Consider the following 21,445-nt stretch of genomic DNA (forward strand, 5'->3'; position numbering starts at 1 on the left):
GTGTGCGCCAGGTCACACGGCTGAGCCGACGGCCCACGGGGGGCGACTGTGGACGTTCCTGCGATGCGCACGAGTTTCTCCAAGGCCGCGGCCGCGGGGGACGAGGCGCCGCTGTGGTTCTACTCGCACCTGTTCCTCGCCCATCCCGAGACCCGGCAGATGTTCCCGGTCTCGATGGCACACCAGCGCGACCGGCTCTTCGCCGCGCTCGGCGAGGTGGTGGCGCGGGTCGACGACCTCGACTCCCTCGTGCCGATCCTGCAGCAGCTGGGGCGCGACCACCGCAAGTTCGGGACGGTGGCCGAGCACTACCCCGCCGTGGGCGCGAGCCTGCTGGCCACGCTCGCGCACTTCGACGAGGACTGGGACGACGCGCTGGCCGCGGACTGGACGGCGGCCTACGAGCTGGTCGCCTCGGTGATGGTCGCCGCCGCTGACGAGATGGCCGACGAGCCACCGTGGTGGGACGCCGACGTGACGGCGCACGAGCGGCGCACCGTCGACACCGCCGTCCTGCGACTGCGGACGAAGATCCCGCTGCCCTACCGCCCCGGGGAGTCGATCTCCCTGGAGACGGAGCTGCGGCCGCGGCTGTGGCGCTACTACTCGCCGGCCAACGCCTGCCGGCCCGACGGCGAGCTGGAGATCCACGCGCGGGCGCAGGCCGGCGGGCCGGTCAGCACCGCCCTCGTGCGGCAGGTCGACGTCGGGGACGTGCTGCGGCTCGGGCCCCCGGTGGACCACCTGCGCTTCGATCCCGACTCCGACCGTGACCTGCTGCTGGTGGCGGGAGGCACGGGACTGGCGCCCCTCAAGGCGATCGTCGACCACGTCGCCCGCAACGGCCCACCCCGGCGGGTGGACCTGTTCGTCGGCGTCCGCACCGAGGCGGACCTCTACGACGGGGCGGACCTGGCGCGGCTGGAGCAGGAGAACCCCTGGCTCACCGTCAGCGTCGCCGTCTCCGAGGACGGGGACTCGCAGTGGGCGCAGGGCGACGTCGGCGAGGTGGTGGCGCGCTCCGGGCCGTGGGCCAGCCGTGAGGCCTACGTCGCCGGTCCCCGGGCGATGGTCGACGACACCGTCGAGCGGCTGCTGCAACACGGACTGCCCCGGGACCGCGTCCGCACCGAGGTGTTCGCCCCCAGCCGTCCCGGACCCGATGTCGATGGAGAGGTGACGTCATGACGTCCGAGCAGGTGGCCTCCAACGGTCGGCGGCTGACCCCCGCGGACGTGCGCGAGGTGCGGTTCACCCGGTCATCGATGCTGCACCCCGGCTACAGCGATGCCGAGGTCGACCGGTTCCTCGAGCGGGTGGGCGAGGAACTGGCCCACCTGCACGCGGAGAAGGGCGAGCTCCGCGACCGGGTGCAGGCGCTGCAGGCCCAGGTGGGCGAGGGCAGGCCGCGGGAGGAGCCGACGGCGCAGGCGGTGAGCCTGCTGGCGGTCGCCCAGCAGACCGCGGACCAGTACGTGGCGGAGGCGGAGACGTTCAGCCGGGTGATGGTCAGCGAGGCGCAGCAGCAGTACGACGAGCAGCTGCGGACGGCGCGCGAGAAGGTCGGCGCGATGATCCAGGCGGCCCACGAGGCCGCGGCCCGGATCGTCGCCGAGGGCGGCGGGCCGGCCGACGCGGGGAACGCCCGGACCGCCGAGGAGCTGCAGGAGCAGGTGGCCTACCTGCAGGCGTTCGGCCAGGCCTGCCGGACACAGCTGCGGTCCTACCTGGAGGCGCTGATCGGCGAGGTGGAGCGGGCCTGGGGCCACGCCGACCCGACGGCCGTACCGGTGCTGGACTCCCGCGCCCCGGCGACCCGGCCGGCTCCGGCACCCCGGGCCCCGGCTCCCGCGGCCGGGCCTGCACCGGCTCAGGACCCGGCCACGGTCGAGGCCGCCGCGGTGCTGCTCGGCGAGCAGTCGCTGGAGCCCGGGTCCGCCGACGGCACCCCCGGGCAGGTGGCCACGGGAGCCGCCCGCGACCGGTCCTGACCCCCCGCGTCGGTCCGACGGGACCGTCGGAGAGGTCGGGCACACTGCGGCGGTGGACCGGGTCCTGCTGCGCCGCCGCGGCGACGCCGTCGCGGTGCACGAGGGCGACGGCACGGTCACCGAGGTCCCGGCCGACGGGCTCCCGGCGCTGGTGCGGGCCCGCGCCGGCGTCCGCTGGGTGTGGGACGACACCACCCGCTGGTACCCGGCACTGCTGGCCGCCGGCGTCCGCGTCGAGCGCTGCACCGACCTGCGGCTGTGCGCGGCGGTGCTGCGCCGCTCGCCCCACGCCGCACGCGGCCCCGCGGAGGACCCGGGCTGGGCGGCGCTGGAGCCGGTGACCGCGGGCGACCCGGCGCTGTTCGACCTCGCCGACCCGGCCGACGCGCTCGACCCGGTCGCCGAGGACCGCCGCCAGCAGGCCGTCCTCGCCGCCTCCCCGCAGCGGGCCCGGCTCGGCCTGCTGCTGGCCGCGGAGTCCTCCGGGGCGCTGGCCGCGGCGGAGATGACGCACACCGGGCTGCCGTGGCGGGCCGACGTCCACGACCGGCTGCTCACCGGGCTGGTGGGCCCGCGCCCGGCGGCGGGCCTGCGGCCTCCGGTGCTGGAGGCGCTGGCCGGCGAGGTCCGCGTCGCGCTCGGCACGCCCGACCTCAACCCGGACTCGCCGGCCGTCCTGCTGCGGGCGCTGCAGACGGCCGGACTGCCGGTCGAGGACACCCGCTCGTGGACGCTCGAGCGGTTCGAGCACCCCGTGGTCGCGCCGCTGCTGGAGTACAAGCGGCTGGCGCGGCTGCTGGCCGCCAACGGGTGGAGCTGGCTGGACACCTGGGCGCGCGGCGGCCGGTTCCGGCCGGTCTACCTGCCCGGCGGCGTGGTCACCGGGCGCTGGGCGTCCTCGGGCGGGGGAGCGCTGTCGGTGCCGGTGCAGGTGCGCCCGGCGGCGGTGGCCGACGACGGCTGGTGCCTGGTGGTGGCCGACGTCGCCCAGCTCGAGCCGCGCGTGCTCGCCGGCATGAGCGCCGACACCGCGCTCGCCGACGCCGCCCGCTCGGCGGACCTCTACGCCGGCATGGTCGACGCCGGGGTCGTGGCCACCCGCGCCGAGGCCAAGGTCGGCGTGCTCGGGGCGCTCTACGGCGGCACCCGCGGCGAGAGCGGGCGGATGGTGCCGCGGCTGGCCCGCCGCTACCCCCGGGCGATCGGGCTGGTCGAGGAGGCGGCGCGGGCCGGCGAGCGGGGCGCGGTGGTGTCCACCCTGCTCGGGCGCGGCTCCCCGGTCCCGGGCGCGGCGTGGGCGGAGCGGGACGCCGACCTCGGGGAGGCGCCCGAGCCCGGCGGCCGGGACTCCGACCGCGCCCGCCGCGCGTGGGGCCGGTTCACCCGCAACTTCGTCGTCCAGGGCACCGGCGCGGAGTGGGCGCTGTGCTGGCTGGCCGACCTGCGCAACCGTCTCTGGCGCCTGGGGGAGGAGCGCCTGGGGGAGGAGCGGCTGGAGGAGCGGCCGCACCTGGCGTTCTTCCTGCACGACGAGGTGGTCGTGCACACCCCGGCGGAGCTCGCCGCCGACGTCGCCACGGAGGTCCGGGCCGCCGCGGCCACCGCGGGCCGGCTGCTGTTCGGCACCTTCCCCGTCGACTTCCCGCTCGACGTCGCCGTCGTCCGTTCCTGGGCCGACGCGGGTTGACGGCGGGCCGCTGCAGGGAGGAGGCCCGCGTCCGTCGTCCCCGGGGAGGTCCCGTGTCCGGTTCCCGTCGCGCCGTCGGGCGGTGGCGCGCCGCCGTCGCGGGCGTCGTCCTCGCCGTCTCACCCCTGGCGGTCGCCGCCTGCGGGTCGGGCGACGACTCCGTCCAGCAGACCGACGGGAACGAGGACGAGGCGGACGAGGACGAGCCGGACGAGGACGAGCCCGACGGGGACGAGCCCGACGAGGGCTGAGCCTCAGGCGGCGCTGGTCTCGAGCAGGCGGCGCAGCGCCTCCTCGAAGTACTGCTCGTAGAACTCCTGCACGAGGTCCATCCGGTCCTCGGCGACGGCGACGTTCACCTGCCGGACGTAGTGCTCGTGCAGCGCGGTCATCGTGGTGTCCACGGGGATCTCCTGGTGATCGGCTGCCTCCAGTGTCCGGCCGCGGGGACCGCGGTGGGGGAGGGCGGACTGCTCGCTCGGTCACACCCTCCGACGGGCACGGGGCCGCGGCGACGCGGAGCCCGCGCCGCCGGGTGTCCGGGCATGCTCCGGTCGTGACCGTCAGCTACTTCGCCCTGTACCGCACCCCCGAGGACCCGGCCGCCTTCGAGCAGCACTACTTCGGCAGCCACGTGCCGCTGGTGGAGCGGACCCCCGGCCTGCTGGAGAACCGCGTCCACCGGGTGACGCGTCAGTTCGTCGGCGAGCCCTCCTGGTTCCTGCTCGCCGAGCTGGTCTTCGAGTCGCCCGAGGCCATGGAGCAGGCGTTCCGCACCGAGGAGTGGGCCGCCTCCGGCGCGGACCTGCGGTCCTGGGGCGGCATGGAGCTCGTGACGATGTTCGCCGCCGAGCCGCACCCCTCGGCCGCCGGCTGACCCCGGCCACCCGGGGTCAGGCGTCGAAGTCGACGGTGACCGCGTCCGACAGCGGGAGCGCCTGGCAGGTCAGCACGTAGCCGGCCCGCACCTCCTCCTCCTCCAGCGCGTAGTTGCGGCGCATCTCCACCTCGCCGTCGGTGACCCGCGCCCGGCAGGTCCCGCAGACGCCGCCCTTGCAGGCGAAGGGCAGGTCCGAGCGCACGCGCTGGGCGGAGTCGAGGACGGGGACGCCGCGGGGCAGCGCCAGGGTCGTCGAGCGGCCGTCGAGGACGACGGTCACCGAGCTGCTCGGGCCCGCGACGGTCTCCTCGTCGCCGCGCACCGGCTCCGGCGGGACGTCGTCGACGTAGAACAGCTCCTGGTGCACCCGGTCGGAGGGGACGCCGAGCTCGTCGAGCAGCGCGCGTGCGTCGGTGACCATCCCGTGCGGGCCGCACAGCCACCAGTGGTCGACGTGCTCCGGGTCGGTGAACGCCCCGACCAGCGCGCGCAGCCGGGCGCCGTCGAGCCGGCCACTGGTCAGCTCGGCGTCGCGCGGCTCGCGGGAGAGGACGTGCACCAGCTGCAGCCGCGTGCCGTAGCGGTCCTTCAGGTCGGCCAGCTCGTCGGCGAACATCACCGTGTTGGTGCGCCGGTTGCCGTAGAAGACGGTGACGGTCGACTCGCCGTCGCGCAGCACGCTCGCCGCCAGCGACAGCGCGGGGGTGATCCCGGACCCGGCGACGACGAAGACGTGGTCGGCCGGCTGGGACAGGTCGGCGGTGAAGGTGCCCGACGGCGGCAGCACCTCGATCTCGTCGCCGGGGCGCACCTCCCGCACGAGGTAGCGGGAGAAGAAGCCGCCGGGCACCTCGCGGACGCCGACCCGCGGCGGGGCGCCGACCGGCGCGCAGATGGAGTAGGACCGGCGCTCGTCGCGGTCGCCGTCGACCCGCCGCAGGGTGAGCGCCTGCCCGGGCCGGAAGGCGTAGTCGTCGGCCAGCTCGGGTGGGACGTCGAAGGTGACCGCGACGGCGTCGTCGGTCAGCCGCTCGACGCTGGCCACCCGGAGTGGGTGGAACCGCGGCCGGCGCCGGGTGCTGGTCGGTGCGGTCACGCTCAGATCTCCTTGACGTGCTCGAACGGCTCGCGGCAGCTGCGGCAGCGGCGCAGTGCCTTGCACGCCGTCGCGCCGAACTCGCTGAGCTCCTCGGTGTCCGGGGAGCCGCACAGCGGGCAGGTCGCCGTCCGCCGGGTCGGCCCGAGCTGCAACGGGACCGGCCCCGCGGCGCGGGCCGGCGCCTTCCCGGGCGGGGCGATGCCGGCCGCGGCGAGCTTGCGGCGGCCCTCCGCGGTGATCCAGTCGGTCGACCAGGCGGGGGAGAGCACGGTGCGGACCTCGACGTCGTCGAAGCCGGCCGCGTGCAGGGCGTGCAGCAGGTCGGCGCGCATGACGCCCATCGCCGGGCAGCCGCTGTAGGTCGGGGTGATGTCGACGACGACGGTGTCCTCGTGCACGCGGACGTCGCGCAGCACGCCCAGGTCGGCGAGCGTGAGCGCCGGGAGCTCGGGGTCGGTGACCGTCTCGGCGACGGCCCGGGGATCGGTCAGCACGGCGCTCACCAGGTCGCCGCCGGGTGCCGGCGGGCCAGTCCCTGCAGCGTCTCCAGCAGGCCGGTCAGCTCGGGCCCGTGCGCGCCGGCGCGGCCGCACGGGGCGACGTCGGCCGGCCAGGCCGGGACCGGCAGCGTCGCCCGCTCCAGCACGGTGGTGAGGACGTCGCGCACCTCGTCGCGGACGTCGGCCGGGTCGACGGCGACCCCGGCGGCGGCCAGCCGCGCCTCGACGCCGGTGGCGGTGAACAGGTCGGCCAGGTGCGGCCAGACGGCGTCGACGCCGGCCTGCGCGCGGCGGTGCGACTCCGGCGTCCCGTCGCCGAGGCGCAGCACCCAGCGGGCGGCGTGGTCGCGGTGGTAGGCGAGCTCGTGCACGCCCTTGGCGGCGATGGCGGCGAGCACCGGGTCGCGGGACCCGCGCAGCCGGGCGAAGACCGCGAGCCGCTCGGTCGAGGCCACGAGCAGCCGGACCATCGTCTGCCCGAAGTCGCCGTTCTCCGCCGCGACCAGGCCGGTGCACCGGAACTCGTCGGCGTCGCGGAAGTAGGCGAGCGCGTCCTCGTCGGGGATGCTCGCCGTCGCCAGGGACCGGGACCGGCCGAGGACGCCGGCGGAGCCCGCGCGGGCCAGCAGCAGCCGCGCCTGGCCGAGCAGGTCCAGGCCGGTGTTGCCGATCGCGACCTCCTCCTCCAGCTCCGGCGCGGCGGTGATCCACTGGATCAGCCGCTGGGCGAGGACCAGGGCGTCGTCGCCGAGCATGAGGCAGTAGGCGCCCAGGTCGGCCGGGTCGACGCCGTCGGGCACGGTGGTGTCGACGCCGGCCAGCGGGTCGTCGAACCCGGTGCCGAACGCCCAGTGCCCGGCGTCGTCGTGCGCGTTGGTCAGCGCGTCGTAGACGGTCTCCTCGTGCATGCCTCTCCTCGGCGTCAACAGCGCGACGGACTCCTCGGGACCGACAGCGCCACGAAGGCCCACTCACATGTGGGGGACGTCCTCCGGGATCTCGTAGAACGTCGGGTGGCGGTAGACCTTGTCGCCGCTGGGGGCGAACATCGGGTCCTTCTCGTCGGGGCTGGAGGCGGTGATGTCGGCGGCCCGGACCACCCAGATGCTCACGCCCTCGTTGCGCCGGGTGTAGAGGTCGCGCGCGGCGTGCACCGCCATCTCGTCGTCGGGTGCGTGCAGCGACCCCACGTGCACGTGGTTGAGGCCGCGCTTGCCGCGCACGAACACCTCGTAGAGCGGCCAGTCGCGCCGGCTCACCGACGGCGACGGCGACGTGGGCACCTCCGGCCCGGTGGGGACGGCGCCGTGCCCGCCCTCGGCGGTCAGGTCGGCGCTCATGCGTGCTTGGCCGCGTAGGCGGTGGCCGCCTCGGTGACCCAGGCGTTGTCGTCGCGGGCGGCGCGCCGGCGGGCGATGCGCTCGGCGTTGCAGGGGCCGTCGCCGCTGATCACCCGCTGCAGCTCCGACCAGTCGATGGCGCCGAACCGCCAGCGGCCGGTCGCCTCGTCGAGGGTGAGGTCGGGGTCGGGCAGCGTGACGCCGAGGACCTTCGCCTGCGGCACGGTCATGTCCACGAACCGCTGGCGCAGCTCGTCGTTGCCGTGCCGCTTGATGCCCCACGCCATCGACTGCGCGGAGTTGGGGCTCTCGTCGTCGGGCGGGCCGAACATCATCAGCGAGGGCCACCACCACCGGTCGACGGCGTCCTGCACCATCGCCCGCTGCTCGTCGGTGCCGCGCATCATCGTCATGAGCAGCTCGTAGCCCTGCCGCTGGTGGAAGGACTCCTCCTTGCAGATGCGGATCATCGCGCGGGCGTAGGGGCCGTAGGAGGAGCGGCACAGGGGCACCTGGTTGCAGATCGCCGCGCCGTCGACCAGCCAGCCGATGACGCCGACGTCGGCGTAGGTGAGCGTCGGGTAGTTGAAGATCGAGCTGTACTTCTGCCGGCGCTCGATGAGCTTGTCGGTGAGGTCGGCGCGGTCGGCGCCGAGCGTCTCGGCCGCGGAGTAGAGGTACATGCCGTGCCCGGCCTCGTCCTGCACCTTGGCCAGCAGGACCGCCTTGCGCCGCAGGCTCGGCGCCGCCAGCAGCCAGTCACCCTCGGGCTGCATCCCGATGATCTCCGAGTGGGCGTGCTGGGCGATCTGGCGCACCAGCGTCTTCCGGTAGCCCTCCGGCATCCAGTCGCGCGGCTCGATGCGGTGGTCGGCGGCGATCGTGGCCTCGAACTGCTGCTGCAGCGCGGCGGGATCGACGGCGGGGCCGGGGCTGCCGGCCGCGGGTCGGTCCAGGGCGGGCGCGGACATCGCGTCTCCTCGAGCTTGTTTACTGACCGTCCGGTCAGGAATAGTGTTCCGCACGCCGCCCGTGCGCACAAGCGCCGGCCGGCGGGAGCGGCGGCCGAGCGACGAGGACGGCACGGATGACGACGACGGACCAGCGGCGCCTCGGCGAGGCCCCCGACCCCGCGACGCTCGACCCGGCGGAGCGCCTGTCGGTCGACGAGTTGCGCGCCCAGCAGCTCGAGCGGCTGCGGTGGTCGCTGCGGCACGCCTACGACAACGTCCCGCACCACCGGCGGGCCTTCGACGCCGCCGGCGTGCACCCCGACGACTGCCGGGAGCTCGGGGACCTCGCGCGGTTCCCGACGACGAGCAAGGCCGACCTGCGCGAGAACTACCCCTTCGGCATGTTCGCCGTCCCGAAGGAGCAGGTGCGCCGCGTGCACGCCTCCTCGGGGACCACCGGCCGGCCCACCGTGGTCGGCTACACCGCGCGCGACGTCGCCACCTGGGCCGCCGTCATGGCGCGGTCCATCCGCGGTGCCGGCGGGCGCCCGGGGGACACCCTGCACAACGCCTACGGGTACGGCCTGTTCACCGGCGGGCTGGGGGCGCACTACGGCGCCGAGGCGCTGGGCTGCACGGTCGTCCCGGTCTCCGGCGGCATGACGCCACGCCAGGTGCAGCTGATCACCGACTTCGCGCCGCGGATCGTCATGGTGACGCCGACCTACATGCTCACCGTGCTCGACGAGTTCGAGAAGCAGGGGCTCGACCCGCGGGAGTCCAGCCTGGAGATCGGGATCTTCGGGGCCGAGCCGTGGACCGAGCAGATGCGCCGCGAGATGGAGGAGCGGGCCGGCATCCACGCCGTCGACATCTACGGGCTGTCGGAGGTGATGGGCCCCGGCGTGGCGCAGGAGTGCGTGGAGACCAAGGACGGCCTGCACGTCTGGGAGGACCACTTCTACCCGGAGGTCATCGACCCGGTCACCGGCGAGGTGCTGCCCGACGGCGAGGAGGGCGAGCTGGTGTTCACCTCGCTGACCAAGGAGGCCATGCCGGTCGTGCGGTACCGCACCCGCGACCTCACCCGGCTGCTGCCCGGCACCGCCCGCCCCGGGATGCGGCGGATGCAGAAGGTCACCGGCCGCACCGACGACATGATCATCCTGCGCGGGGTCAACCTGTTCCCCACCCAGATCGAGGAGGTCGTGCTGCGGACGCCTGGCCTGTCCCCGCACTTCGCGCTCGAGCTGGTCACCCGCGGGCGGATGGACCACCTGGTGGTGCGGGTGGAGGCGCGCCCCGACTGCCCGGCCGAGCGGCGTCCCGGTGCGGCCGCCGACGTCGAGCAGGGGGTCAGGGACACGGTCGGCTCCGGCGTCGAGGTGCTCGTCGTCGACCCGGAGACGCTGCCGCGGTCGATGGGCAAGCTGCAGCGCATGACCGACTCGCGCGACCGCGGATGACGCAGACGCGGGTCCGCCGCGGCCGCCCCGGGCACTCGCTGGACACCCTGCTCGTCGTCGCCGTCGCGGTGTTCAACGAGCGCGGCTACGACGCGACCAGCATGGAGGAGCTCGCCGCGCGGCTGGGCGTCACCAAGTCGGCGATCTACCACCACGTGCCGAGCAAGGTGGAGCTGCTGCGGCTGGCCCTGGACCGGGCGCTGGACGCGCTGTTCGCCGTCACCGAGGAGCCGGCGGCCGTCACCGGCCGGGCGATCGACCGGCTCGAGCACGTGGTGCGCGGCTCGGTCCGCGTGCTCGCCGCCGAGCTGCCGTTCGTGACCCTGCTGCTGCGGGTGCGCGGCAACTCCGCGGTGGAGGAGGCGGCCCTGGCCCGGCGGCGCGACTTCGACCGGATCGTCACCGACCTCGTGCGCTCGGCCGAGGAGGAGGGCGACGTGCGTCCCGACGTCGACCCCGCCGTCACCAGCCGGCTGCTGTTCGGCACGGTGAACTCGCTGACGGAGTGGTTCCGGCCCGGCGGTGCCCTGTCCGCCGACGCGCTGGCCGACGCGCTGGTCGCCACCACGTTCGAGGGCCTGCGCGCCCGCCCCTGACGGGCGGGCGCGCCGGGCCGTGTCAGCCCCGGTCGGGACGCGGGCGGTAGGGCGCCCCCGGGTTGAAGACCTCGAGCGTGTACGTGTCGAGGCGGCGCAGCCACGAGCGGGCGCGGGTGGTGAGCGGGGTGGGTCGGGTGGCAGGGGGAGTCATGGCGTCTCCAGGTGGATCGGGATCGGGGACGTCGTCGTCTCGGCCGCGTCCCACGGTCCCCGCGGGCCGTTGCAGGACGGCGAAGCGCCCGTGAACGGGAGGGAAACGCCCCCGTGTGCTCCGCCACTGCCGCGCGTCGCCGAGCCGGGGCGGAAGCCCGGTGACACGGCCGTGCTCCGGTGCTTCGATGGGCGGGCACGGGGCGGTTCCGACGTCGGAGGTCTCCGGTGGACCCTGTCTCCACGGCCGTGCGCCCCTCCACGGGCCGGTCCCGGGAGCTCCTCCCGGCGATGCGGGTGCTGCTGCTGGCCTTCAGCGTCCTCACCGCCCTCGCCGTCGGCGCGCTGCTGCTCCAGCCCGGCCGCACCGGCCAGGTGTTCGCCTGGACGATCCAGCCGCCGCTGACCGCCGCCTTCCTGGGCGCGGGCTACGCCGCCGGCTGCACGCTGGTCGTCCTGTCGCTGCGCGACCCGGTGTGGGCCAACAGCCGCGTGCCGGTGCTGACCATCCTGGTGTTCACGCTGCTGACCCTCGTGGCCACGCTGGTGCACCTCGACCGCTTCCACTTCCAGGAGGAGTTCGCCGCGGCGCCGCTGCTGGCCCGCGCCGCCGCCTGGTTCTGGACCGGCGTCTACGTCGTCATCCCGCTGGCGATGCTGGTCCTCCTCGCGCTGCAGGAACGGGCCCCCGGGACCGACCCCCCGCGCCGCTGCCCCCTGCCCGTCGTGCTCCGGGCCGCGCTGGGCGCGGAGGCGGTCGTGCTGCTCGGCGTCGGCGCCGCGGTGTCGGTGGCCCCCACGACGGCGGAGGCGCTGTGGCCCTGGACGCTGACCCCGCTCACCGCGCGCGTGGTCGGCGCCTGGCTCGTCGCCTTCGGGATCGCGACGGCGCTCGCCGCGCTGGCCGGTGACCTCGAGCGGCTGCGCACCGCCGCGGTCGCCTACACGGTCTTCGGCGTCCTCGTGCTCGCCGTCGTCGCCTGGCACCGCGGCACGGTGGCGTGGGACCGGCCGGTGGCCTGGGCGTTCGTCGCGGTCGCGGTCGCCGTCGTCCTCACCGGCGCCGCGGGCGTCCGGCGGGCCCCGGCGGGCGTCGCCGGGAGGCACCGATCCTGAGCCCGGCGGGGACGGCGCGCACGGTCCCGCGTGCGGCCGGTCGCGGAGATGCGGACGATCCGGTCCCGGAGCACGCTCGAGACCTCTGACGCAGGGGGGCGCACGATGCGGGGACGGCAGGCGACGCGCGGGCGGGTGACCTCACGGTGAGCGTGCTCCGCCGGGCCCCCACCGCCCGGCGCGCGCTGTCCGACGTGGCCCGGCTGGCGGGCGCGGCGGTGCAGGCCGCCGCCGCACCGGCCGTGGTCACCGCCGGCCTGCTCGGCGCCTCGTCCCGGGCCGCGGTGCGGACGGCGGAGGGACTCACCTCCCGGGTCGCCGGGCGGCCGGTCGACCTGGCGCAGACCGCCGTCTCCGGGCTCCGCGCCGCCGGCACGCTGCTGACCGGGGCGGACCCGCTGCCCACCGGCCGGCTCAGGGAGCTCGCGCGCGTCGCCACCGGCATGTTCGAGCCGGAGGGCGACCGGCGCACCCCGCGGGTGTGGGCCGACTCCGGCCTCGTGCAGGTCGAGGTGCCCGCGCCCGCGCCCGGGGCGCCGTCGGACGCGGGACGGGCGCTGCGCCGCCGGCTCGAGGGGCTCGACGGCGTGCAGTGGGCGACGGTCAACGACGTCCTCGGCAGGGTGCTGGTCGCCGTCGACCAGCGGCGGGTGGGGGTCGAGGACGTCGTCACCACCGTCCGCACGCTGCAGGACGCCAACGGCCGGCGCGAGGTCCTCCCCGAGCCCGCCGACCACCCGGCCGACCTCGAGCCCCTGCTGGCCGTGGCAGCCGCCCTGGCGGTGGACACCCTCGGCGTCGCCGCCGCCCTGGCGGGCCGGGCGCTGCCCGTCCCCGCCCTCTCCCGGCACGCCACGCTGACGGTCACCCTCCTCGACACCCAGGACTGGATCAGCGGGCTGCTGACCCGCCGGATCGGCCGGGTCGGCACCCGACTGGTCCTCGAGGGCCTCTCGGCGGTCCTGCACTCCGCCACCCAGAGCCCGACGGTCCCCGCGATCAACGCGGTCGCCTCCGCCCAGCAGCTGCTGGAGGTGCGGGCGCGGCGCCAGGTGTGGCGGCGGCGCGAGGAGGAGCTGTGCCGCCCGGACCCGGACGGGACCGAGCCCGAGGACACCGGCCCCTCGGCGGGGTCCGGCACGCGGCCGGTCCCGTTGCCGGCCGGGGTCGTGGACCGCTACCAGTCCCGACTCGCACCGACGACGACGGCCGCCGTGCTGGCCGTGCTCGCGCTGACCCGCCGCCCGGGTCGGGCCGCCGACCTGGTCAAGGCGCTCTCGCCGAAGGCGGCCCTGCAGGGCCGCGAGTCCTTCGCCGCCACGCTGGACCTGCTGATGTGCCGCTCGGGTGTCCTGCCCCTGGACGGCATGGCCTACCGCCGTCTCGACCGGGTGGACTGCGTGGTCGTCGACGGCGGCACCCTGTGCACGGGCCCCCCGGTCGTCCTCGAGGCGCACGCGGAGGCCGACGGCTGGGACGTCGCCGCCGTGTGGACGACCGCGGCGCGGCTGCTGGCCACCGAGGACCCCGGCGGTGGGGACACCGACGGCGAGGACCCCGGCGGTGGGGACACCGACGGCAGGGTCCCCGGCGGCGCCGGGGGGACCCGGCTCGGTGACCCGCGGGAGGCGCCGGGTGCGCCGGGGGCGTCGCTGCGGACGCTGTACGCCGGGCGCCGCCGCGTGGGCAGCGTCCTGGTCGCCCCGGAGCTCGACCCGCACGCCGAGGCGCTCCTGACCACCGCCGTCGACACCGGCGCGCGGGTGGTCCTCACGGCGCACGCCGGCTGCCGCGAGATCGCCGGGATCGCCGAGGAGGTCGCACCCGCGGACGAGCCGACGGCCGACGTCGTCCGCCGGCAGCAGGCCGAGGGGCGCGGGGTGCTGCTGGTCTCGGCCGCGGATCGCGCCGCCCTGCTGGCCGCCGACGTCGCCGTGGCGCCGGTGCGGCCGGGCCGGGCGCCCGCCTGGGCCGCCGACCTGGTGACCGGGCAGGGTCTGGCGGACGCCTGCCGAGTGGTCCGGGCCGTGTCCGACGCCCGGGCGGTCGCCCGCCGGTCGGTGCAGAGCGCGCTGACGGGCAACGTCCTGGGCGGCCTGCTCGCCGCCGTGGGGTCGGCCCGCGGCGGACAACGGCGGGCGACCACCCCCGGCAAGACGGCGACGGCCTGGACGATCGTCGACGGCACCTGGACGGCGGTCCGCGCCGCGCGCCGGACGCCGCCCGCCCCGTCGGTCCACACGCCGTGGCACGCGCTCGACCCCGACGACGTCGTCCGCCGGCTGGCGGAGCTGCCCCGGGTCGACGACTCCCCGCCCGGGCCGCTGCAGCGGGCGTGGCGGCGGGCGACCGGCGTGACCGCGGTCCGGGTGCCGGTCCGGTTCGCACGCACCGTCGCCGGCGAGCTCGCCGACCCGCTCACCCCGGTCCTCGGCGCCGGCGCCGGTGCCACCGCCGTGCTCGGCGAGACCGCCGACGCGTTCCTCGTCGGCGGCGTCACCGTGGGCAACGCCCTCCTCGGCGCGGCCCAGCGGATGCGGGCGGAGACGGCCCTGGAGTCCCTGCTGCTCCAGCAGGACGCCTGCGTCCGCCGGGAGACCGACGGCGGCTCCGAGGAGGTCCCGGCCGGCGCGCTGCGCGTGGGCGACGTGGTGCTCGTCGGGTCCGGTGACGTGGTGACCGCCGACGCGCGGCTGCTGGCGGCCGAGGACCTCGAGGTCGACGAGTCGAGCCTGACCGGCGAGTCGCTCGCGGTGGACAAGTCCGTGACGGCGACGCCCGGCGCCGAGGTCGCCGACCGGCGCTGCATGCTCTTCGACGGGACGACCGTGGTGGCCGGCACCGGGCGCGCCGTCGTCGTCGCCGTGGGGCCGGCCACGCAGGCCGGGCGGGCGGCCCGTGCGGCCGGGCGCGGGGCACCGCCCGCCGGCGTCCAGGCCCGCCTGGCCGAGCTGACCCGCTCGGTGCTGCCGCTGACGCTGGCCGGCGGCGGAGCGGTGACCGCACTCGGGGTGGCCTGGCGGCGGCCGCTGCGGGAGGCCGTCAGCGCGGGCGTCGCCGTCGCGGTCGCGGCCGTGCCCGAGGGGCTGCCGCTCGTGGCCACCGTCGCCCAGCAGGCCGCGGCCCGGCGGTTGTCGCGGCGCGGAGCGGTGGTGCGCAGCGCCCGCGTCCTCGAGGCGCTCGGCCGGGTGGACACCGTCTGCTTCGACAAGACCGGCACGCTGACGGAGAACCGGCTGCAGGTGGTGCGGCTGGTGCCGCTCGGGGCCGGCGGCGACGACGAGGACGGCCTGCTCCGCCGGGCGGCGGCCGGGGTGGGCGCTGGGGACACCGATGCGCACGAGACCGACCGCGCCGTCGTGGCGGCCGCGGACGACCGCGGCGTGGCCTGCGCCGGGGAGCCCGAGGCCTCCGTCCCGTTCGCGACCGGGCGCGGCTTCTCGGCGGCCCTCCGCGGGGGCCGGCTGGTGGTCAAGGGCGCCCCGGAGGTCGTGCTGCGGCTGTGCGCCGACGCGGGCGACGCCGCCGGCCGCGTGCAGGAGCTCGCCTGCGAGGGGCTGCGGGTGCTGGCCGTGGCCGACCGGGAGGTGGAGGGACGGCCGGAGGACCTGGAGGCGGCGGCGACGGGGTTGACCCTGCGGGCCTGGTGGGGCTGGCCGACACCGTGCGCGCGTCCTCGGCGGCGGCGGTCGGGCAACTCGGCGCGGCCGGTGTGCGGGTGCTGGTGGCCACCGGGGACCACCCCGAGACCGCCGCTGCCATCGCCGCCCAGGCCGGCGTCCCCGACGCCGACCGGGTGGTGACCGGCGCCCGGCTGGCACGGGCATCGGACGCCGAGCGCACCCGCCTGGTGCAGGAGTCGGCGGTCTTCGCGCGGCTGACCCCCGAGCACAAGGTGCTGCTGGTGTCGGCGCTGCGCCGCACCGGCGCCACGCTCGCCATGACCGGCGACGGCGTCAACGACGCCGCCGCGATCCGGCTCGCCGACGTCGGGGTCGGCGTGGCCGGGGCGGAGTCGCCCGCCGCCCGCAGCGCGGCCGACCTGGTGATCACCGACCTCGACCTGACCCGGCTGGTCGACGCCGTGGCCGAGGGGCGCGCCCTGTGGGCCCGGGTCCGCGACGCCGTCGCCATCCTCGTCGGGGGCAACGCGGGTGAGGTCGCCTTCACCGTGCTCGGGACGGCGCTGGGTGGCCGGGCACCGCTGGGCACCCGGCAGCTGCTGCTGGTCAACCTGCTCACCGACATGTTCCCGGCGCTGGCCGTCGCCGTCGGCCGGCGGCACGCGGCCGCCCCCACGACGGACGACGGGCCCCTGGCCGGTCACCCGCTCGCGCCGGTGCTGCTCGCCGGGCCGTACCGCGGCTTCCCCGAGGCGGTGCGCCGCCTGGTCGCCGTCCGCGGCGTCGCCACCGCCGCCGGCGCGACCGGCGCCTGGGCCACCGGGCGGGCGACCGGCCTGCGGCGGCGGGCGAGCACCATGGGACTGGCTGCCCTCATCACCACGCAGCTCGGGCAGACCGCCTGGGCCGGGCGCCGCAGCCCGCTGGTGCTGGTCACCGCGGCCGGGTCGCTGGCCGCGCTGGCCGCCGTCGTGCAGACCCCCGGGCTGAGCCGGTTCTTCGGCTGCACCCCCCTCGACCCGCTGGCGTGGGTCGTCGTCCTGGGCTGGGCCGCGGCCGGCACCGCCGGCGCGGAGGTCGTCCCGGCGCTGTGGCGCCGGTGGGCGGGTCAGGACGCGACGCGCTCCGGTGCCCGCGACCGGGACGACCGGGTGACCGCCCAGCCGACGAGTGCGGCCACCGGGAACATCAGCACGCCGTAGACCGCCGCGGGGACGGCGAGCTCCACGCTCCCGAGGACGCTGATCGCGACCGCGATGGCCAGCGTGCTGTCGTGCACGCCGATCTCGAAGGCGCCCGCGGCCGCCTGGCGGTGGCCGACGCCGAGCGCGCGGGGCACGGCGAAACCGAGCAGCAGGCTGAGCGCGCAGAAGGCGAGCGCGACCAGCCCGACCTCGCGCAGGTACCCGGCCACGTCCTCCCGCTCGGCGACGACCGTCCCGGCGATCACCAGCGCCAGCACGACGGCGGAGAGCACCCGCACCGGCCGGTCCGCGCGGTCGGCGGAGGCCGGGGCCGAGCGGCGCACGAGCATGCCCAGGGCCACCGGCACCAGCACGATCGCGAAGACCTGCACCGTCTTGCCGAACTGCAGGCCGATCGACCCGGCGCCCGGCGGGTCGAACACGGCCAACGCGAGGTTGGTGACCAGCGGCAGCGTGACCACCGCCAGCAGCGAGTTGACCGCCGTCAGGGAGACGTTGAGCGCCACGTCCCCGCGGAAGAGGTGGCTGAACAGGTTCGCCGTCGTCCCGCCCGGGGAGGCGGCCAGCAGGACCATGCCGACCGCGAGCACGGGCTCGAGGCCGACGGCCGTCACGAGGCCGAAGCAGAGGGCCGGCAGCACCAGCAGCTGCAGCCCGAGGGCGACGACGGCGGCGCGCGGCCGGCGGGTGACCCGGACGAGGTCGTCGACGGTGAGCGACAGGCCCAGGCCGAACATCACCACCGCGAGGGCGGCGGACGGGGCGACGGTGCCGAGGGCCGGCACACGAGCGGGGGAGCGGAGGCGGGCGGTCCGGGTGGTTGACCGGGCGCGCGGGCGGGAACCGAGGCCGGGTGGGCCGTCCGGCGCGGGACGGCCCACCAGCTCCCGCGGGGGGCCGGAGGGAGCGGGTCACGGGACCCGCGGCGTCGGACGGGACGGAGCGCGCGGTGACCACGGTCGAGCAGGAGCGGCAGACCCTCGGGGACCGCTACGAGCTGCAGGAGCTCATCGCCACCGGGGGCATGGGCCAGGTGTGGCGGGGGCGTGACCTGCTGCTCGAGCGGTCCGTGGCGGTCAAGGTGCTGCGCAGCGAGTACGCCGACGACCCCACGTTCCTCGCCCGGTTCCGCAACGAGGCCCGCCACGCCGCGGCGTTGAGCCACCCGAACATCGCCACGGTCCTGGACTACGGCGAGGGCTCCGACGACGGGACCGGCGAGCACCTGGCCTACCTGGTCATGGAGCTGGTGGAGGGGGCGCCGCTGTCGGCGCGCATCCGCGACGATGGCCCGCTGGACCCGCAGACGGCGCTGTCGGTCCTGCGCCAGGCCGCGGCGGGGCTGGCCGAGGCGCACCGGGTCGGGGTGGTGCACCGCGACGTCAAGCCCTCGAACATCCTCGTGCGGCCCGACGGGCGGGTGAAGCTCACCGACTTCGGCATCGCGTGGTCGGCCGAGTGCGTGCCGCTGACCCAGACCGGCCAGGTCATCGGCACCGCGCAGTACATGTCCCCGGAGCAGGCCGCCGGCGAGCGGGTGAGCCCCGCCAGCGACGTCTACGCCCTCGGCCTGGTCGGCTACGAGTCGCTGACCGGCCACGCCGCCTTCTCCGGCACCAACCCGGTGACCGTGGCGCTCAAGCAGGTGCGCGAGCAGCCCGAGCCGCTCCCCGAGGACCTGCCGCCCGACGTCCGCGAGCTCATCGGCGCCGCCCTCACCAAGGACCCCGGCGCCCGGCTGCCCGACGGCGCGGCGTTCCTGCACGCGGTCGAGGACGCCCTCGGGCACCAGGGCGGCCCGGTGCCCCCGACGGCCCCCGTCGCGGTGGCGGCCGCGGCCCGACCGGCGGAGCTCCCGCCGGCGGACCCGCCCGGCACCGTGGCCGTCGGTGCCGCGGACCGGATGGCGCGCCGGGCGCCGGAGCCGGCCCCGCCCCGCCGGGGGAAGCGCCGGCGACAGCTCGTCCTGCTCCCGCTGCTGGCGCTGCTGCTGGTCGTGGGCGGCATCGTCCTGGTGAACACCCGCTCCGGCGACGTGCCCGCGGCCGAGGCCGCCGAGACCGGCGCCGGCGGCATCGTCCTGGTCGCCGCGGACCACGTGGGCCGCCCGGTGACCGAGGTGGTCGCCGACCTGACGGCGCTTGGTCTGACGGTGGGCCAGCGCAGCGAGGCGACCGCCGACGCCGACCCGGGCACCGTGGTGCGCCTGTCCCCGGTGGACGTGGAGCTGGCTCGCGGCGACCGGGTCCAGGTGGTCGTGGCGGTGCCGCCGGACACCGCGGTGCCCGCGCCCGAGCCGGCGGCCCCGGGCGCCGTGCGCGCCGGGACGGAGGGGGACGCGGCGCCGGACACCGGGACGCCGGAGGCCGGCACCCCGGACGGCGCGGAGGGCGCCGCACCCGCGGACGCCGGCGCCGGGGCTCCCGCCGGCACGGCCCCGGGCACGGCGGCCGGTGGCAGCACCCCGCCCGAGGACCCCGCCGCGACTCCGCCGACGACCCCCTCCGGGACCGCAGGGGACACGACGGAGGACACGGCAGGCGAGGGGACGGGCGACACCGCGGGGACCGGAGCAGGGGACACGGCGGGCGACACGGCGGGCGACACGGCGGGCGACACCGCGGGGGACACCGCGGGGGACGACACGGCGGGGGACGACACGGCGGGGGACACGGGGGGCGACACCGCTCCGCCGCCCACCACGCCGGCCGCCCCGGACACGCCGCCCGCCGCGGGCACGCCCGGGAGCCCGCGCCGCCCACCGGCGGGACCGACCCCGCGACGCCGCCGACGGATCCGGGCACGACGCCCGGCACCGGGTCCCCGTCGTCGCCCGCGACCCCGGACGCGGGCGGCAGCGCCACCGCCTCCGTCCCGGCCGGCGAGCCCGCCGCGGCGGGCGCCGCCGGCTGACGCGGCGTGCCGGGCAAGATCCCGACGGGCTAGGTTCTGACGCCATGCCGACGAGGTCGCGGGACGGGGGAACGGGGACCGTGCAGGAGCTGGGCCTGCCCGCGCGCGCGGTGGGTGCGCTCGCCCGAGCCGGCATCACCACCGTCGACGAGCTGGCCGCGCTGACCCGCCGTGAGCTGTCCGCCGTCCCGGGCCTGGGGCCGGCGATGGTGGCCGCCATCCGCGCCGTCGTCCCCGAGCCGGTCGCGCAGGGCCTGTGGCCGCTCCCCGACGCCACCGGCGGGACCGCCCGCGCCGACGACCCCGCCGACGACGGGGGGCCTGCCTCCCCGCCCATCCCGTCGTTCGCGTCGCTGCGCGGACCGCGGCGGCGCTCGGCCCTCGACCTCCTCGTCCCGGAGCAGCCGGCCGAGGACGACGCAGCCCCCGACGACGCAGCCCCCGACGACGCGGCCCTCGACGACGACGCGGCCGACGACGACACGGCCGACGACGACGCGGCCGACGACGACGCGGCCCCCGGCGACGCGCCCCCGGTGTTCCGGCGGGCCCCGCGCCCGGCCGAGTGGTCCGACCTCGCCGCCTTCGGTGTCCGCGGCGTCCGGGCGGCCGCGCGGCTGCACTGGCGGGTGACCGTGTGGTGGGTGCAGGCACCGGCCCGGCTCGTCGAGCGGCTCCGCGACCGGCCCTGACCGGTCCGCCGGGCGGCGCGGCCCCGGACGTGGTGCCAGTCACGGATCCCCGTCCGCCGTTTGTCACGGCCGGGTAACGGCGGCTACCGTGTCCGAGGCCGTCCGGCCCTGTCCCCCGTCCGGGGACCCGGACGGTCGCCGCCGAGTCGCCCCGAGGGCGAGCCGGGGACCCACCGCAGTACTGGGGTGAATCCGCACCGGACCCGCGCGTCCGTGCAGGTAGGGCTGCTTCCCGCCCGAACCCGTCAGCTAACTCGGTAGGCGGCTGACGGGAGAGACGGATCCATGCACCCCCGCACGACCACGTCCGGCCGCGCCACCGCGCCCGCGAACCCTTCCCACCGCCGCCGCGGCCCGCTCGCCGGCCGCCGTCCGGGGATCTACCTGGGCGTCGCCGCCGCCGGCGCGGTCCTGGTCAACGTCCTGGTCGGCCCGCAGCCCGCGGCCACCGCCGAGGCCGGCACGGCGACCGAGTCGGTCGCCGTCGCCGAGGCGCTCGGGCTGTCGTCGCAGTCCGGCCCGGCCGAGACCACCCCGGCCGACCTGCAGCCGCTCGAGGACCTCGCGGCCACCCGCAGCACCCGCGAGGCCGCCGAGACCGCGGCGCAGCAGTCGCAGGCCGCCGCCGACCAGGCCACCGTCGACCGGCAGCGGGCCGAGGCCGAGGCCGCCGCCCGCGCCGCCGAGGAGGCCGCCGCCGCGCAGGCCGCCGCCGAGGCCGCTGCCGCCGCGCAGGCCGCCGAGGCCGCCGCCGCCGCGGAGCAGGCCGAGGCGGAGGCGGCCGAGGCCGAGCACGCGGAGGAGGCCGGCGGCGGGCAGCCGTCGGCGGGCACGGCGACCGTCGCGTCGTCGACCGCCGCCTCGGTCGTCGCCCGCATCACCAACACCGCGGGCAGCGTGAAGCCGCAGGTGCAGGCCGCGGCCGACACCGTCGTCAGCAACGTGCCGGGGGCCGACGGGATCACCCTGGGCGGCACCCGCGCCAGCGCCGCCGACCCCGGCGGGCACCCCTCCGGCCTGGCCCTGGACTACATGGTCATGACCGACGCCGCCCTCGGCGACGCGATCGTGGCCTACCACCGGGCGCACTGGGACGAGCTCGGCGTCGACTACCTCATCTGGCAGCAGCGCATGCTGTCCTCGCCGAACGGCTCCTGGTCGATGATGGAGGACCGCGGCGGCACGACGGCCAACCACTACGACCACGTGCACGTCAACTACCAGTAGCCGC

General features: G+C 77.1%; 21 protein-coding genes, 1 pseudogene and 1 riboswitch. Of the genes and pseudogenes, 14 read left to right on the forward strand and 8 right to left on the reverse strand.

Annotated elements, in window-relative coordinates; all coding sequences use genetic code 11:
• Positions 1–63: 63 nt before the first annotated feature.
• Genes JD79_RS15785 through JD79_RS15800 form a run of 4 tightly spaced genes read left to right on the forward strand, consistent with a single transcriptional unit; the run spans position 64 to position 3,929 of the window.
• The gene (locus JD79_RS15785) at positions 64–1,188 is read left to right on the forward strand and encodes a globin domain-containing protein (RefSeq protein WP_245900138.1); all 1,125 of its coding nucleotides are present in this window, start codon (positions 64–66) and stop codon (positions 1,186–1,188) included.
• Positions 1,185–1,991 carry a DivIVA domain-containing protein gene (locus JD79_RS15790; protein WP_110006304.1) on the forward strand — a complete coding sequence of 269 codons (807 nt, stop codon included), beginning with the start codon at positions 1,185–1,187 and terminating at the stop codon, positions 1,989–1,991. The genes JD79_RS15785 and JD79_RS15790 overlap by 4 nt, the downstream gene beginning before the upstream one ends.
• 52 nt (positions 1,992–2,043) lie before the next feature.
• Positions 2,044–3,678, forward strand: coding sequence for a bifunctional 3'-5' exonuclease/DNA polymerase (locus JD79_RS15795; RefSeq protein WP_110006305.1), 1,635 nt, complete (start codon positions 2,044–2,046; stop codon positions 3,676–3,678).
• A 53-nt stretch (positions 3,679–3,731) separates the two neighbouring features.
• Positions 3,732–3,929 carry a hypothetical protein gene (locus JD79_RS15800; RefSeq protein WP_110006306.1) on the forward strand — a complete coding sequence of 66 codons (198 nt, stop codon included), beginning with the start codon at positions 3,732–3,734 and terminating at the stop codon, positions 3,927–3,929.
• 3 nt (positions 3,930–3,932) lie between these two features.
• Here JD79_RS15800 and JD79_RS22765 read toward each other — a convergent pair whose 3' ends face one another.
• Positions 3,933–4,082, reverse strand: coding sequence for a hypothetical protein (locus tag JD79_RS22765; RefSeq protein ID WP_170149236.1), 150 nt, complete (start codon positions 4,080–4,082; stop codon positions 3,933–3,935).
• 152 nt (positions 4,083–4,234) lie between these two features.
• Between JD79_RS22765 and JD79_RS15805 the strand changes: the two genes are divergently transcribed.
• Complete coding sequence (locus JD79_RS15805; protein ID WP_110006307.1) at positions 4,235–4,555, forward strand: EthD family reductase; 321 nt, start codon at positions 4,235–4,237, stop codon at positions 4,553–4,555.
• Between the two features lie 16 nt (positions 4,556–4,571).
• Here the strand turns inward: JD79_RS15805 and paaE are convergent, their stop codons facing one another.
• The 5 genes from paaE to paaA form a co-directional block, all read right to left on the reverse strand.
• A complete protein-coding gene (gene paaE / locus JD79_RS15810; protein WP_110006308.1) occupies positions 4,572–5,654 on the reverse strand; it encodes a 1,2-phenylacetyl-CoA epoxidase subunit PaaE in 1,083 nt (360 codons plus the stop codon).
• A 2-nt stretch (positions 5,655–5,656) separates the two neighbouring features.
• Positions 5,657–6,160 carry a 1,2-phenylacetyl-CoA epoxidase subunit PaaD gene (gene paaD / locus JD79_RS15815; RefSeq protein WP_211308001.1) on the reverse strand — a complete coding sequence of 168 codons (504 nt, stop codon included), beginning with the start codon at positions 6,158–6,160 and terminating at the stop codon, positions 5,657–5,659.
• Entirely contained in the window at positions 6,157–7,065 is a 909-nt protein-coding gene (gene paaC / locus JD79_RS15820) for a 1,2-phenylacetyl-CoA epoxidase subunit PaaC (protein WP_110006309.1), read from the reverse strand. Before paaC ends, paaD begins: the two co-directional genes overlap by 4 nt.
• Before the next feature lie 63 nt (positions 7,066–7,128).
• On the reverse strand, positions 7,129–7,497 hold the full coding sequence (paaB, locus tag JD79_RS15825; RefSeq protein ID WP_110006310.1) for a 1,2-phenylacetyl-CoA epoxidase subunit PaaB: 369 nt from the start codon (positions 7,495–7,497) through the stop codon (positions 7,129–7,131).
• Positions 7,494–8,468: a 1,2-phenylacetyl-CoA epoxidase subunit PaaA gene (gene paaA / locus JD79_RS15830; protein ID WP_110006311.1), complete on the reverse strand. Its 975-nt coding sequence runs from the start codon at positions 8,466–8,468 to the stop codon at positions 7,494–7,496. The genes paaB and paaA overlap by 4 nt, the downstream gene beginning before the upstream one ends.
• Positions 8,469–8,584: 116 nt before the next feature.
• Here paaA and paaK point away from each other — a divergent pair, with 116 nt between their 5' ends.
• Positions 8,585–9,916 carry a phenylacetate--CoA ligase PaaK gene (gene paaK, locus JD79_RS15835; protein WP_110006312.1) on the forward strand — a complete coding sequence of 444 codons (1,332 nt, stop codon included), beginning with the start codon at positions 8,585–8,587 and terminating at the stop codon, positions 9,914–9,916.
• A complete protein-coding gene (locus JD79_RS15840) occupies positions 9,913–10,512 on the forward strand; it encodes a TetR/AcrR family transcriptional regulator (protein ID WP_110006313.1) in 600 nt (199 codons plus the stop codon). Before paaK ends, JD79_RS15840 begins: the two co-directional genes overlap by 4 nt.
• A 22-nt stretch (positions 10,513–10,534) precedes the next feature.
• On the opposite strand, the gene JD79_RS24300 is transcribed toward JD79_RS15840, so the two are convergent.
• On the reverse strand, positions 10,535–10,666 hold the full coding sequence (locus JD79_RS24300; protein ID WP_281270320.1) for a hypothetical protein: 132 nt from the start codon (positions 10,664–10,666) through the stop codon (positions 10,535–10,537).
• 227 nt (positions 10,667–10,893) lie between these two features.
• Here JD79_RS24300 and JD79_RS15845 point away from each other — a divergent pair, with 227 nt between their 5' ends.
• The 4 genes and pseudogenes from JD79_RS15845 (at position 10,894) to JD79_RS23885 (ending at position 16,606) form a co-directional block, all read left to right on the forward strand.
• Positions 10,894–11,781, forward strand: a complete 888-nt coding sequence (locus JD79_RS15845) for a hypothetical protein (protein WP_110006314.1) — start codon at positions 10,894–10,896, stop codon at positions 11,779–11,781.
• A 2,534-nt stretch (positions 11,782–14,315) separates the two neighbouring features.
• A complete protein-coding gene (locus JD79_RS23880; RefSeq protein ID WP_281270353.1) occupies positions 14,316–15,584 on the forward strand; it encodes an HAD-IC family P-type ATPase in 1,269 nt (422 codons plus the stop codon).
• Positions 15,470–15,907, forward strand: a pseudogene (locus JD79_RS24305) (HAD-IC family P-type ATPase); the annotation flags it as partial. The gene JD79_RS23880 and the pseudogene JD79_RS24305, both read left to right, overlap by 115 nt.
• Positions 15,908–16,027: 120 nt before the next feature.
• A complete protein-coding gene (locus tag JD79_RS23885) occupies positions 16,028–16,606 on the forward strand; it encodes a cation transporting ATPase C-terminal domain-containing protein (protein ID WP_245900354.1) in 579 nt (192 codons plus the stop codon).
• Here JD79_RS23885 and JD79_RS15855 read toward each other — a convergent pair.
• Positions 16,513–17,394 (reverse strand): bile acid:sodium symporter family protein, encoded by an 882-nt coding sequence (locus JD79_RS15855; RefSeq protein WP_245900139.1) that lies wholly within the window; start codon positions 17,392–17,394, stop codon positions 16,513–16,515. The genes JD79_RS23885 and JD79_RS15855 overlap by 94 nt on opposite strands.
• 164 nt (positions 17,395–17,558) lie before the next feature.
• Between JD79_RS15855 and JD79_RS15860 the strand changes: the two genes are divergently transcribed.
• The 3 genes from JD79_RS15860 to JD79_RS15870 all read left to right on the forward strand — a co-directional run bounded on the left by JD79_RS15860 (position 17,559) and on the right by JD79_RS15870 (position 21,441).
• Positions 17,559–19,562 carry a protein kinase domain-containing protein gene (locus JD79_RS15860; protein WP_245900140.1) on the forward strand — a complete coding sequence of 668 codons (2,004 nt, stop codon included), beginning with the start codon at positions 17,559–17,561 and terminating at the stop codon, positions 19,560–19,562.
• Between the two features lie 4 nt (positions 19,563–19,566).
• Positions 19,567–20,214, forward strand: a complete 648-nt coding sequence (locus tag JD79_RS15865) for a helix-hairpin-helix domain-containing protein (protein ID WP_110006315.1) — start codon at positions 19,567–19,569, stop codon at positions 20,212–20,214.
• Between the two features lie 129 nt (positions 20,215–20,343).
• A riboswitch (cyclic di-AMP (ydaO/yuaA leader) is annotated at positions 20,344–20,494 on the forward strand.
• A gap of 5 nt (positions 20,495–20,499) precedes the next feature.
• Positions 20,500–21,441 (forward strand): VldE C-terminal domain-containing protein, encoded by a 942-nt coding sequence (locus JD79_RS15870; protein ID WP_110006316.1) that lies wholly within the window; start codon positions 20,500–20,502, stop codon positions 21,439–21,441.
• Positions 21,442–21,445: the final 4 nt, after the last annotated feature.

Source organism: Geodermatophilus normandii, assembly GCF_003182485.1.
Classification (GTDB): Bacteria; Actinomycetota; Actinomycetes; order Mycobacteriales; family Geodermatophilaceae; genus Geodermatophilus; species Geodermatophilus normandii.